This window comes from Rossellomorea sp. GQ25 (genome assembly GCF_059758515.1).
The window spans coordinates 748,784-761,929 of record NZ_JCAXEQ010000001.1; the positions used below are offsets into that span (position 1 = coordinate 748,784).

Below are 13,146 nucleotides of genomic sequence, written 5' to 3' on the forward strand. Positions count from 1 at the left end.
TAATAAATCAAAAATAGTTGATTTATTTATTTTTTAAAAATAGAAAGCCATCTATTCATGTTGATTAGACGACTTTCTTACGGAATCAATATTCACACTGTTCTCAGCTTTATAAACTTCCTCTTCCCTACCTGCACAATCAGTCCATCTTCAATCTCTACTTCTAATTGCATATCCAGAACCTTTTCTGAATTGATTCTAATTCCACCATTTTGAATCATTCGGCGTGCTTCACTCTTTGACCCTTGCATATTTAGCTCAACAAGTAAGTTGACAATGGGCACTCTCCTTTCACCTGTCCACTGTATCTCTGGAATGTCATCAGGCAGTGCGCCTTTTTGGAATACTTCCTTAAAATTGTTCTCGGCTTGCCCGGCTGCTTCTTCTCCGTGGTACATGGACACGATGGTTTTTCCTAAACGTATTTTGGCATCTCTAGGGTGGAGTGTCCCTTCGTTTAATTCCTTCTCTATTTTCGATTTCTCATCTAAAGTTAAGTCAGTTATCAGGTTAAAGTATTTGATGATCAATTCATCCGGAATCGACATCGTCTTCCCAAACATTTGGTTAGGATCTTCATCAATTCCAATGTAATTATGTTTTGATTTTGACATTTTCTCTACACCGTCAAGGCCTTCAAGTAAAGGAAGTAAAATGACTACTTGTTTCTCCTGGTTGTAATGCTCCTGAAGATGTCTTCCCATCAACACGTTAAACTGCTGATCCGTCCCGCCAAGCTCCACATCACTTTCTAATGCGACGGAATCGTATCCTTGCATTAACGGGTAGAAAAACTCATGAAGCGAGACTGGCTTACCTGTTGACAACCGATTAGAAAAATCGTTTCTTTCAATTAATCGAGCAACCGTTATCTTAGAGGACAAATGAATCACATCTTCAAGTTTCAACGATGACAGCCATTTGGAATTGTAATGAAGCTCCACTCTCTCTTTGTCGAGGACTTTCCCAAATTGCTCAAAGTAAGTTTGGGCATTTCTCTTCACCTCTTCATCAGTCAGCTGCTTTCTTGCAACAGACTTGCCAGTTGGATCACCGATCTTACCAGTAAAATCCCCGATAATGAGCTGAATGATATGGCCGCTTTCTTGGAACTGCCTTAATTTGTTCAGGACAACCGTATGACCCAGGTGAACATCGGGAGCGGTTGGATCTAGACCTAGCTTAATTTTCAATGGTACTCCTGTTGCAATTGACTTGACGAGTTTTTGCTTTAATTCTGCTTCTGGGATGATTTCATGCACTCCATATTTGTATACAGCTAACTGCCTTTCTACTTCTGCCTGTTGTTCTTGTGAAAGTGATTCCCATTTGTGTTGCATGATCATTCCTCCTTGATTGATATGATTCGTTTAAATATTTGTCGGGTTGGTCGTGATCGCTGAAATTCAATTTCACTGATAAAAAGAAAATTTCGCTGATAAATTCAGATTGCAGAAGACGAATTTGTGATTTCCCGTTATATTTCAGATTTCGCCGTTATACAACCCTTCTAGTTAAAAATGCACACCAAAAAACCACGCCCCTAAAAAAGGGACGTGGTTAACGCGGTACCACCCTCATTGAAGATCTCTCTTCCACTTCATTCGGATAACGGACCGGCCGTTCTCTGCTACTAAGGGTTCACAGAGAATGTTTAAGGAGGTAATTCGCGCTTATCTTTGTACTGATTCCCACCAGCCATCAGCTCTCTTCACCAGGGAGATAAGTCACTACTCATTCCTATCATGACATCTACGATTATGAATTTTCATTTATTTTACATAAGAATGCAGTAAAATACAATAATATTTTTTATCCCTTCACCATCCCCATCGCAAACCCGTCGTATCCTTTAGATCCGACGGTTTGAACAACCGTTGAATCAATACGGGGCTCTTTAGACAACATATCAACAAAATGGCGAACACCCTGAACGCTTTCATCTTCATTGTTTTCATCGATTACTCTTCCACCGCGTACCACATTATCTGTAATAATGACAGCTCCAGGTTGAGAAAGCTCGAGTGCCCATTTTAAATAATTTGCATTATTTTGTTTGTCCGCATCAATGAAAATAAAGTCAAATTCACCCTCAATAGTCGGCAACGTATCCAATGCAGCACCTACCTTAATTTCCACCTTTCGATCCATTCCAGCGTTTTGAATGTTTTTTGCGGCGACTTTTGCATGTTTTTCACTATATTCCAAGGTTACAAGATGGCCGTCCTCAGGCAGTGCACGGGCAAGCCAGATCGTACTATAGCCTCCAAGGGTCCCGATTTCCAATATGCGTTTCGCTCCTTTAAGCTGTGCAAGCAATGAGAGAAACTTCCCTTGATTCGGAGATACATCGATTGCAGGCAGTTCTGCTTCACTATTTGCTATCAATACAGAATCCATAAGTGGATCTGATACTTGTAGTTTACTTGTAAAATATTGATCTACTTCTGTCCAAATGTTTTCAGATGTCACCATCATCACTCCTTAGTATTTATCAAACATAAACAATAGCACCATGATTTACCATGTAATTGGTTGCATGAATTTTCAGTATTTCCCTTTTCTTAAAATGATGGATTGAAAGTCAAACGCCCCTCCTACTACTTCTTTCGGAACTCGTTTAAAGTATTCGATTATAAAAACATCGGAAAGTGCATCTGTTAATCTATTATCTTCATAAAAGGAAAAAAAACGCTTCGGTTCATAATGATCCCCCTCCCAGATTCCTTTAAAGTCCACCCCACCGTACACACCAATGTAAAACAGACCACCTGGAGCCAGTACTCTTTTAATCTCTTTTAAGACGAGTGACAGCTCCTGTTTCGGAACATGGAGCAGACAATTTAATGCCCATATAGACTCAAATTGACCATCAGTTAATGATAAATCATCAAAGCTCATCACTTCTGCGTGTAACCCTTTTTCCCTGCACAACTGAACAGATTCGGAAGACAGATCAGTACTTAACGTCTTTAAACCTTTCCCTTTAAAAAACAAGCTATCCCTACCAACGTTCGAAGGCATATGAGCATCTGACTCCTTATTTTGCTCACCAGCCTAATTGCATATTTTTGGTCTTAATCTTATCAATTATTGAAAACATTCTTTCCTACCCCTATTATTTCATTGGTTCTTATGGTGAGCACCCCTTCAGTTATGATAAGTCAGCACTTTAGTACTTCTAGTAAAATGTTGTAAACCCCTGCATAACCTATACAAGATTCCTTATAATTCACCATTTTTCTTAAGTGACATCCTTCAACTCAATAATCAAGAAACTCTTTTGAAAAGACGCTATCCATATAAAATGAATAGCGCCCCTGCTATCTTTCTATTTACTTTTTAAAACCTTTATAAAGCACACTTACCGTATCCACAATTATTGTCACGATGAACCCGATTACAACCCATTCTTTGGATTGTTCCCAGATGCTATTAATTGTCTCATAAGACTGATCTAATAGATTCAGTCCTCTTAGTTGAAATAGGTCTTCAACGAATGTAGGGTTCCAAATTTGCTGATCCATTAATAAAAAGAGTCCTAATATCAAAGTTACCACGTTAATAATTAGAGTAGATACACCTAATTTCTTCGTCCATCTTCCTATTATCAGCTTTAAGCTTTCTTTAAATATACCTAGTCCGACGATAAGGTAAATTAATAGAAGATAATCGTTGAGAGTTTCTGGATTAAGGAAAGGTGCAATCCCCTTAAATTCATTCTCTTCAAAAACAAACACACCCATCATTCGATTTGAGAACAAGATGAGAATTAAAAACAGGATGGAAAAGATGATACCAGTCAAGACTTCGCCACGTTTGATCTCTTTCTTGTGATCCGGAATCGGAGGTAAATCTGCTGGTTTCCACTCCTGCACTTTCCCTTTTTTTACTTCACCTGAAATGACTTGTCGATAATCTATAAAGGCAAACACAATGGTGATCCATGCAAAAGTCTGTGTTCCAACTTGAATCAACGACACGATCAATCCAACAAAATGATTTATGATGGAAACGGGATTTATGATCGTTTCAATCACAAACACAATGCTCAATGCAATGGAAATGGAAATCAAAACAATCTTTAATATGTGTAAATAAGGATAGAACAAATCAGGACTGATGAGGTATCTACCACCTCCACGGTACTTATCAGCCATATCCGACGGAATCCCCAAATCTACCAGCACTTCTTCTATGTCCTCTTCCGTTGTTTTTCTATTTCCAACTTTCACTTCGAGCATATCGTGAATCAGTCCGCGTATTTCCCTGCCAATTTCATCTCGCTGTGACTGAGGCAGTTTATTTGTCACTGCGTAAATATATCTCTCAATCATCTCCATTTGGTCATTCTCCCCTTTCCCCCATTAACACATCCATGCTCTCCACAATCTTTCTCCATTCTTTTTGCAGCAGTGTATACACCTTATTGCCTTTAGCACTCAGCACATAATATTTGCGAGGACGCGCTTCGTTTGTGTCCCATTCACTTTGCAGCAGCCCCTGCTTCTCTAATCTCCGTAGAAGAGGGTATAGGGTTCCTGGTTCTACAGAGATTCCTTTTTCTCCAAGCTTCGTCACCAGTGAATACCCATATTGAGGATAGGAGAGCTGACTTAGAACTCCAATGGTAATCGTTCCCCTTCTCAATTCTTGAAGTAATTTGTCGACTAGTTCATTCACATCGCTCATATCATCATCTCCTGCTCTCATTATAGTGTATGACACACACCATTGTAAATGACACAATAATATTAAATTTCCGTACAGGAAAACACAATTTATTCTGCAACATGTGTGATGATTGTTTTATCCATCTTTTAATCATTCAATATAAATGAAATCAACCTATTCGGGCATAATAACCAAAACAAATTGTCTTGGAGGGTTCATTCTTGCATACCAATGAGCAGGCATTATCCATTTTTGCACTTGGCGGAATCAATGAAATCGGAAAAAATATGTATGTTATTCAACATCGTGATGATATTGTCATCATTGATTGTGGAGGTAAGTTTCCTGATGAAAGTCTCTTGGGTATCGATTTAATTATTCCTGATGTTACTTATCTGGAAAAAAACAAAGATAAAATACGGGCTTTAATTGTGACTCATGGCCACGAGGACCACATAGGTGGCATACCTTATCTTCTGAAAAAAATTAACATGCCCATTTATGCTACACATTTCACCTTGGGGTTAATCGAACTAAAATTAGAAGAGCACAGGCTAATAAGGGATACAAAACTTGTAACCATCGACTCAAATTCCAACCTGAATTTCGGAACGATCGATGTTTCTTTCTTCAAGGTCAGTCACAGCATTCCGGATTGTTTAGGTATCGTATTTCATACGCCGGAAGGAAATGTCGTACATACTGGAGACTTTAAATTCGACTTAACCCCTGCCAATCATCAATACTCAGACATTCATAAAATGGCCAGGATCGGTGATGAAGGGGTGTTGGTCTTACTTTCTGAAAGCACGAATGCGGAGCGGAGCGGCCTGACGCCATCTGAACAAATGGTGGGGAATCATATGGATGAAGCGTTCTTGAAAGCCACTGGAAAGATCTTTGTCTCAACTTTTGCTTCCAATGTCAACCGGGTCCAGCAGGTTGTCGATGCTTCCATCAAGACAAACAGGAGGCTGGCCTTATTAGGAAGGAGCATGATCAATGTAGTTTCAGTCGCCATAGAAAGGGGATATTTAACCGTGCCTGACGGGATGCTGATTGATGCACGAGAAATTGATGCATTACCTCCCGAAAAGGTAGCGATATTATGTACGGGAAGTCAAGGGGAACCTATGGCCGCACTAGGTCGCCTTTCGACTGGAAGCTTCCGGGACGTAAACGTTTATCCAGGTGATACGGTTATTCTGGCTGCTTCACCTATCCCAGGGAACGAAAAGGACGTATCACGAATTCTGGATAATTTATTTCAACTTGGTGCCCACGTGATTTACGGCAGTGGAAGCACAACAGGCATGCATGTGTCAGGTCACGGATATCAAGAAGACTTAAAACTCATGCTCACATTAATGAAGCCGACCTATTTTATTCCTATACATGGTGAATACCGAATGCTGCATCATCACCGCTTGCTCGCCGAATCGGTAGGAGTGGAAGAGGGAAATACCTTTATAATAAAAAACGGTGAAGTCGTCGATATTGAGAATTCCGCTGCCCGGCAAACGCGGGCCATTCCTGCAGGAGACACCTTTGTAGATGGCTTGAGCGTCGGAGATATCGGATCAATTGTTTTACGGGATCGAAAACAACTTTCTGAAGATGGAATGCTTATCATTGTCATTACCCTTAGTAAAACGGAGCATACGATTATTTCTGGACCTGATACCATTTCACGGGGATTCGTTTTTGTACGAAACTCAGAAGACCTATTAAAGGACGTAAACCATCTCGTTAGAAAAGTCGTAGATGAATTGTCTGCAGAAAATATTCGGGACTGGAAAGAAATGAAACAGGCGATCAAAAAAGACGTAGGTCAATACCTATTCAAGCATTTGAAGAGGAAACCAATGATTTTGCCAATCATTATTGAAGTGTAGTTGGAGATGCCGGGTGCTTATGCGCCTGGCATTTTCTGTTAAAAAGGGCACCTAACAAAAAGTCAGGTGCCCTTTAAATCATTATTTCTCTACCTTATTTCCTTCATAAATCTTCACATCTAAAGGAGCCGCTAAATACTCAGGCGCTCTTCCAACAAATGAAGAAAAATCCTCACTCGCATTGTGATTCTCAACGGCAGCAGCATCCCTCCACACCTCTACCATTGTATAGACACTATCTCTTTCAGTATCCTTCATTAAGTCATAAGAAATGTTTCCCTCTTCTGCTCTGGATGCTGCTACAAGTGGACGAATCTCTTCTAAAAATGCTTGTTCTTTGATTGGGTTAATATGAAATTCTGCATGTATAATTATCATGTTACTTCTCCTCTATTCTCATTATTATTTCCATTCTGTGATGGACTCGACTGGCAGGCGAACAGATTTGTAGCCTGCATCTGCCGCTTTTCCGATTGAAATCAGCATGACTGGATAGTAACGGTCTTTTTCCATACCATATGCTTCAGCAATTTGATCCTTTTCATATCCACCAATCGGATTTGTATCAAACCCGTGAGCACGTGCAGCAAGCATGAGTTGCATTGATACTAATCCTGCATCAATGAGGTTCATTTCCCTGAACTGTTCAGTTGTCATCATTTGTAGTAATCCTTTAATAGATGGAAGTTGTCTGTCTCTTACTTCTGCGGGCATATAACCTTCTTCCACTGCTTTATTGTAAATCTCATCCGCATAGTCAAGGCTGTTCATATCAACAAATACCGCGATTACTGCAGAAGAAGTTTTGACTTGCGTCTGATTGAATTTCGCAAGAGGGGCAAGTTTTTCTTTCCCTTCTGGACTATCAATGACAACAAAACGCCATGGCTGCAAGTTTACAGATGATGGTGCAAGTGTGGCTTCGGTTAGAATTTCTTTCATTTCTTCTTTGCTAATTTTCACAGATGGGTCATAATTACGGATGGAACGACGGCCTGTGATGATTTCGTTAAAGTCATTGATTTTTGTTTGATTCATGGTGCATTCTCCTTTTAAATAGATTGGTCTAAAATATCTAGTATTAGATCTCCGAAACATTATCCTGAATACGATTTAGCATGTCCGATAAAACCGAACGTTCTTCTTTTGTAAAGCTTTTAAAGACTTTTGAGATAAAGACCTCTTTCTCTTCACGATAAGTTTCTATTTTCTTACGGCCTTCTTCTGACAACCGAACAAATGTAAACCTGTTATCATCAGGATTTTTACGGCGAGAGACCATCCCTTTTCCTTCAAGCTGCTTTAAGTGTCTCGTCACGGCTGCACTATCAATATTAACTTCTCTTTGCAGAGACGTTTGACTGATCTCTTCCACATCAAACAACTTGTGCAAAAGATCCAAACGAGACTGACTGATTCCGGTACAGCGCTCAAACTTAGGACTCATTTGCTTATATATATCATTTAATTGAACGATTATCTTCTCTTCTTCACGACACGAGTTGGACAAAGCATCCTCCTCCTTTTGATTAATTGATGGGTCAACAATTGACCTGTCAACTAATATAATACATATGGTTTTAAAAGTCAAATGTATGGATCTTGGGAGAAAACCCTAATAAATTAACAGGAATCCTTCTGACAAATGTGGAAGGTGTAGAGTGAGTAAAAATAGGAGATCTTTGCTGTGTAAAAAAGGAAAAGGCCAGGTAATGAGGGAATGCCCTCTCCTACCTGGCCTTCTATGTGCACTATAAACACGCTAAACTTAGTCATATCACTTGTATGAGATTACTATACCTATACGGGATTTCACAGAAAAAAAGACTTACTCTTTTGGTAGGTCTAACGCTTGATAGGCAGCCTGATATTTTCCGCCTTCTGCAACCTCTGAATGATACAATGCTTTAAGAGCAAATGTACGCTCTAAATTCATCTCATCCATCAATACTTTCAGACGGGCTTGCAATTCTTTATTATCTCTGATTAACAGCTTCATTTGTGATTTCATATATTTCATAAGGCTATAACTCCCCTCTTCTACTTGAACAATTCATCAAGTATAACACTGCTGGTCACAGTACTAAAGGGATTTTTTATAGAACACCCTGTTCACATCCTTCACTTCACACCCATTTGCAAGAAATGTTCGGATCATCGGAGTGTTATGCTTACTTGTCCCCCCAATATAATTTTTTGCATGAAAATCTTTTGCTAACAGATTAAGTGCCAGTTTATGAAGAATCTTGCTCTTTCCCTTGCTTCTTTCATCCCGAATCAATCCGAAATAAAACAACCTTCCCTCATCTACCGTGCCCGGTTCTATATGTGGCATTATGACGCCAATAGGCTGATCTCCTTCATAAATCGCAATACAGGAATCCTTATAGCTGTCACCCAACTCGATTGCTACACTTTTCATATGTTCTGGCATGGTTAAACAAGATGGAGCATTAAGGGAGCCCTCCATAGATTGTACCCAAATATGAGCAAACTCTTTTTCTGAAATCACATGTAAATTTTTCAATGTAAAAGAGTGTTTGACTTCCGACTTCTCAAGCTTTTTATGCACAGTCACAAATTCATCAACCAGGTCATATCCTTTTCCCTCAAAATACTCATCCAATTCCCGGGAGAATGTTTGATTCACAAGAATCTTCAAGTTAGACAGGGAATGATAGGGCGGGGTCTGATCCAGATAACTGACAAGTTCTTTCAGTTCTGCAATGGTCAAATCATTCGTATCCTCGATGGTCGCATAGTTGTCACCTTGAATAATTTTCACTTTTTCGATGAGTTGCTTTTGTTGTTTATTCAATGCAAATCCTCCTTTTCTCAATGTAATGAGTACATCATTCTGTAAAAATCATAGGGATCCAAGTCTATTTATTCTTTTCAGTAGTGATCCCTGCAGCAACACTTCTACATCATACAATGGATAAGGTCACCCGAGTTCAGAAGCTCAGTTTCGAACCTCCTTCGGCATCAACATATAGAATATCTAAAAATAATATTACTCGGCCTAAAAGCCGCTATTCCTTATTCAGTGAACCATCCAACCACAATGATTCCTAAGCCATTCAATGCAAAAAAGGTCCCATAAATCATCATGACCATGCCCGTTCCAAACCCATGAGGATCAAATGGACTTACGGATAAACCAGTCAGGATAAAAACCACGGGTGTGAGCAGTAAACATACGACTCCAGACCAAATTCTCTTCTTTTTATTCTTTCCTGCCAGCTTCATTACCGTAAAGTTGGTCAAAGCTAATACCGTCACAATGATAATGAACAACAGAAACAAGACGCCATAATCGGACAAAAAAATCCCTCCTTACCATGTCTAACTATACGCAATCCAAAATGAAATCCCCCAACTTAAAGCGAGAAACAGCAAACTCGCAATCAAATAGGGACTTTTATTAGAAGAACTTGCTGATTCATATTCATATTTAAATTGGTGGTTCGTAATAAACTTGGCGGCCGTTGATGCCTGATTGATCTGTGCTTTTTTCGAAATATTGGTGATCAATCCAAGTGCAAAAAAGCAGATGCTGGAAATGAAAGCCGTATCCATTAAGCTCCAGTCTTTCAATGAATTGATCATTACTGTAGCGCCAGTCATTAGCGAAAAGAGGATCACAATGATGGTAAGGGATAAGTATTTTGGATGAATAAACTTTTCTAATTGTTTACAGAATTGGTCAATGAAAAATGCAAGACCGGTCCCTGCAATCAGGATGACAATGGTTAATAAAATATTTAGATAGTAGTTCATTTGGGTTGCCTCCATTCATAGATTATTCTCCTCATTTCAGATTAGAAGGATTAAAATGCAAGGAAAAATAAGATGCCATCGATTACTCCCAGACTTAATAAAGTGATCAATAAAAACGTTCTTCCCCACATTTTTTTAAAATATAAATATAGCAATCCAAAATATATGAATCCAACTGTGATTAGACATAGAAAGAACTCTCTCATCATTTCCCCATCTATATGGATGCCCTTCACATGAACCCATTCGAATTTTTGGTTGAGATCTAGCGGGACAGTGAAGAACATGAATCCCCACCCAACGAAAATAACAATTCCCAATAAACGAAGGAACGAGTACATACTCATCTGCTTTTTTTGATGACTATCTACAATCGTTTCATATTCAAAATCGTTTTTTTCTACTTTTAATCCCATAAAAAAATCCTTTCTGCCTGTTCTTTTCTACATAATACGAAAAAACAAACAGAAAGGTTTCAAATTATTCCAAATTTATTACTAACTGGAAAATCTTATCTTCCCAGATGTTTCCCCAAATAAATGCCACTTGCCGCTGCCTGCGATAAGGAATGGGTTTCTCCGGAGCAGTCACCAACAAGATACAGATTTGACACATCTGTTTCAAAGTTCTCATCCGTCGGTATTTTAGGTTCATAAAACTTCGCATCCAAACCGTACAAAAGTGTATCAGGGTGTATAGTCTCCCCAATGAGCCTTTCCAAAGAAGCGAAAAACTTCTCGAGCGCCATCCCATACAATTCTGGAACCTCTTCCCTAAGATTCCCATATTCCGCTTTGAGGGACGGACCTATCAGATTCCCCTCCAACGTTTCTGTACTCCTATCTGATTTGAAATCTTCCAATCTCTGAACGACAATTCGATCTCTTTCTTGATTGATTCCCCCTATGATGTTCATCGCATAGTCCATTGCCTCAACATGGGAGAGAAAATAGCGTGAAACGAACAAGCTGAAGTTCAGATTCGCACTTGGTGTATCTTCTTCACGGGCATTTTGTCCATCAGGCATCACTACGCCATGCTGGTGCTTCCGTATGATCCTCCCTCGTGGATTCATACAATAGGTTGTCGCACTGAATGATTCCCTCTCGATCTTCAGCTTCGTTTCAAATGTATCTTTTAATATCGATTGAAGCTGATCACCTTTCATTTCCACACGCATCCCTAAATCCAGACGGGTTTCCCCTGGATAAAGTCCAAGTGATCCTGCTTGTGCTTTCATCCATGTGCTGCCACTCATTCCTGTACCAATCACTAATTTTCTTGTTGTAAAATCACCGCTATTTGATTTCAAGTGAAAGCCCGCCTCATGTTTAGAAATCGTTTCAACATGAGTTTCGAAACTGAATGTAATACGGTTTTTCAGCACCTCATACATCTTATGAAAAACCTCACTTGCCAAACGTGTTCCTAAATGACGGACCACTGTTGAAAGTACCTTCAAGTCTACCATCCCGGCTCTTTTCGAAAGTGACTCATTTTTCGTGCTATAGGGGGGGATGATGTCACCGCCAAACTCGCAGAGAATATCGTCTACTTCCTTCATCAAATCAAGGGCGGTTTGTTCTCCTATTTTCCTACCAAGCTCTCCCCCGAAATCATTCGTATAATTAAATTTCCCTTCTGATTTCCCAAGACCTGCAAACCCAATGTATTTACTGCACATTCCTTCACAAGTACACACTCGCCCATCATCTAAACCGCATGAACGTTCACTCAGTTTCTTGCCGAGATCCATCATGTGGATGGAGACATGTTCATTGTGCTTCATCAAGGTGTAAGCGAGAAACACACTGCTCACACCTGCTCCGATGATGGTGATATCGTGATGATTCGATTGCATCCTCTGCTCCCCTTTCTTAGTTGTAATCGTGCTTGTGCCACTTTTCCAACACAGAGCTGATATGATTTCCTGATTTGCTTCCTGCCTCTTTCCATTTCAGTCGGAAATAACATGTCTTAAAGAAATTTTCGATATTCATTTTCATTCTGTAGAAAGAGTAAGAATAGCCTTTTTCCTTATTACGATCATTTACCGTATCTGACAAATCAATTAGCCATATTAATAGATCTTCATCAGTCATTCCTTTATCAAGCAGTGCTTCAATAGCAAAAAATAATCGGCCATCTTCATCATCCATATAGGCAGCATCTTTCAATAAACAATTTTTGATCACCTGCAGACACCGTTGATGAAGCTCAGAAGGAAAGACAGGGTGACGGATCACTTCCACCAAATAATCCGCTCCGTGTGCAATGCTATGAGCCCATCCTTTTCCTTCTACATAACCACGGGTATCTTCTTCAGCTTCTAAGTAAAGAAAACAAGCATCGATCGCTTTCTGAACCTCACCAGCAGGTAAAAACGGGAGCGCACGATCTTTGTCCAAAAGTAATACAAGTACTAAAGATGAAAACGCCCGGGTAAAAATCGAATCATCCTCCTTTCTTCCAATACAATAAAATAAATGGTCTTCATCTATACAAGTATCGAGCAGGAATGACATTTGTTCGGGTGATAAATAATCCTTTTCCATGAATCTGTAAAAACTTGTGTAGATCAATTGGTCTCTAAGTTCTCCGTCGGTGGACCCAATATGTATGGTCATATCATTCAAAAGTGGATTCAAGTCCATCTCTTTCACTAAATCAGGACGATTAAAATCGATCTTTCTTAATTTCTCTTTCAGTTGACTTTCAGTTATCATATCTGAATTCTCCTCACCAAAATGGTTTCCATTTCCATCCTACCATAAAACAGAATTGAGGAGGTCCGTCC

At 39.5% G+C, this 13,146-nt stretch carries 16 protein-coding genes and 1 other annotated feature; of the genes, 1 reads left to right on the top strand and 15 read right to left on the bottom strand.

Going from position 1 to position 13,146, the window contains the following annotated elements:
• Positions 1 to 92: 92 nt before the first annotated feature.
• The 5 genes from tyrS to AC6CIB_RS04165 all read right to left on the bottom strand — a co-directional run bounded on the left by tyrS (position 93) and on the right by AC6CIB_RS04165 (position 4,692).
• Entirely contained in the window at positions 93 to 1,340 is a 1,248-nt protein-coding gene (gene tyrS, locus AC6CIB_RS04145; protein WP_498278203.1) for a tyrosine--tRNA ligase, read from the bottom strand.
• A gap of 207 nt (positions 1,341 to 1,547) precedes the next feature.
• Positions 1,548 to 1,756: a binding site (T-box leader), on the bottom strand.
• A 56-nt stretch (positions 1,757 to 1,812) separates the two neighbouring features.
• Positions 1,813 to 2,478 carry an O-methyltransferase gene (locus tag AC6CIB_RS04150; protein WP_498278205.1) on the bottom strand — a complete coding sequence of 222 codons (666 nt, stop codon included), beginning with the start codon at positions 2,476 to 2,478 and terminating at the stop codon, positions 1,813 to 1,815.
• 69 nt (positions 2,479 to 2,547) lie between these two features.
• Positions 2,548 to 3,024 carry a class I SAM-dependent methyltransferase gene (locus AC6CIB_RS04155; RefSeq protein WP_498278206.1) on the bottom strand — a complete coding sequence of 159 codons (477 nt, stop codon included), beginning with the start codon at positions 3,022 to 3,024 and terminating at the stop codon, positions 2,548 to 2,550.
• A gap of 311 nt (positions 3,025 to 3,335) precedes the next feature.
• The gene (locus AC6CIB_RS04160) at positions 3,336 to 4,343 is read right to left on the bottom strand and encodes a hypothetical protein (protein ID WP_498278207.1); all 1,008 of its coding nucleotides are present in this window, start codon (positions 4,341 to 4,343) and stop codon (positions 3,336 to 3,338) included.
• Positions 4,344 to 4,347: 4 nt separating this feature from the next.
• Entirely contained in the window at positions 4,348 to 4,692 is a 345-nt protein-coding gene (locus AC6CIB_RS04165) for a PadR family transcriptional regulator (RefSeq protein WP_498278209.1), read from the bottom strand.
• A gap of 203 nt (positions 4,693 to 4,895) precedes the next feature.
• Between AC6CIB_RS04165 and AC6CIB_RS04170 the strand changes: the two genes are divergently transcribed.
• Positions 4,896 to 6,569: a ribonuclease J gene (locus AC6CIB_RS04170; protein WP_498278211.1), complete on the top strand. Its 1,674-nt coding sequence runs from the start codon at positions 4,896 to 4,898 to the stop codon at positions 6,567 to 6,569.
• An 81-nt stretch (positions 6,570 to 6,650) separates the two neighbouring features.
• On the opposite strand, the gene AC6CIB_RS04175 is transcribed toward AC6CIB_RS04170, so the two are convergent.
• The 10 genes from AC6CIB_RS04175 to AC6CIB_RS04220 form a co-directional block, all read right to left on the bottom strand.
• Positions 6,651 to 6,947: a putative quinol monooxygenase gene (locus AC6CIB_RS04175; protein WP_498278212.1), complete on the bottom strand. Its 297-nt coding sequence runs from the start codon at positions 6,945 to 6,947 to the stop codon at positions 6,651 to 6,653.
• A 24-nt stretch (positions 6,948 to 6,971) separates the two neighbouring features.
• A complete protein-coding gene (locus AC6CIB_RS04180) occupies positions 6,972 to 7,607 on the bottom strand; it encodes a nitroreductase family protein (protein ID WP_498278214.1) in 636 nt (211 codons plus the stop codon).
• A 43-nt stretch (positions 7,608 to 7,650) separates the two neighbouring features.
• Positions 7,651 to 8,079: a MarR family winged helix-turn-helix transcriptional regulator gene (locus AC6CIB_RS04185; RefSeq protein ID WP_498278216.1), complete on the bottom strand. Its 429-nt coding sequence runs from the start codon at positions 8,077 to 8,079 to the stop codon at positions 7,651 to 7,653.
• A gap of 318 nt (positions 8,080 to 8,397) precedes the next feature.
• Complete coding sequence (locus AC6CIB_RS04190; protein ID WP_498278217.1) at positions 8,398 to 8,589, bottom strand: hypothetical protein; 192 nt, start codon at positions 8,587 to 8,589, stop codon at positions 8,398 to 8,400.
• A 63-nt stretch (positions 8,590 to 8,652) separates the two neighbouring features.
• A complete protein-coding gene (locus AC6CIB_RS04195; protein ID WP_498278218.1) occupies positions 8,653 to 9,387 on the bottom strand; it encodes a hypothetical protein in 735 nt (244 codons plus the stop codon).
• Between the two features lie 221 nt (positions 9,388 to 9,608).
• Entirely contained in the window at positions 9,609 to 9,893 is a 285-nt protein-coding gene (locus AC6CIB_RS04200; protein ID WP_498278220.1) for a hypothetical protein, read from the bottom strand.
• A gap of 21 nt (positions 9,894 to 9,914) precedes the next feature.
• Positions 9,915 to 10,349, bottom strand: coding sequence for a hypothetical protein (locus AC6CIB_RS04205; protein ID WP_498278222.1), 435 nt, complete (start codon positions 10,347 to 10,349; stop codon positions 9,915 to 9,917).
• Between the two features lie 50 nt (positions 10,350 to 10,399).
• Positions 10,400 to 10,765: a hypothetical protein gene (locus tag AC6CIB_RS04210; RefSeq protein ID WP_498278224.1), complete on the bottom strand. Its 366-nt coding sequence runs from the start codon at positions 10,763 to 10,765 to the stop codon at positions 10,400 to 10,402.
• 95 nt (positions 10,766 to 10,860) lie between these two features.
• Positions 10,861 to 12,210, bottom strand: a complete 1,350-nt coding sequence (locus AC6CIB_RS04215; RefSeq protein ID WP_498278226.1) for an NAD(FAD)-utilizing dehydrogenase — start codon at positions 12,208 to 12,210, stop codon at positions 10,861 to 10,863.
• A 16-nt stretch (positions 12,211 to 12,226) separates the two neighbouring features.
• Complete coding sequence (locus AC6CIB_RS04220) at positions 12,227 to 13,075, bottom strand: DUF2785 domain-containing protein (RefSeq protein WP_498278227.1); 849 nt, start codon at positions 13,073 to 13,075, stop codon at positions 12,227 to 12,229.
• Between the last annotated feature and the right edge of the window lie 71 nt (positions 13,076 to 13,146).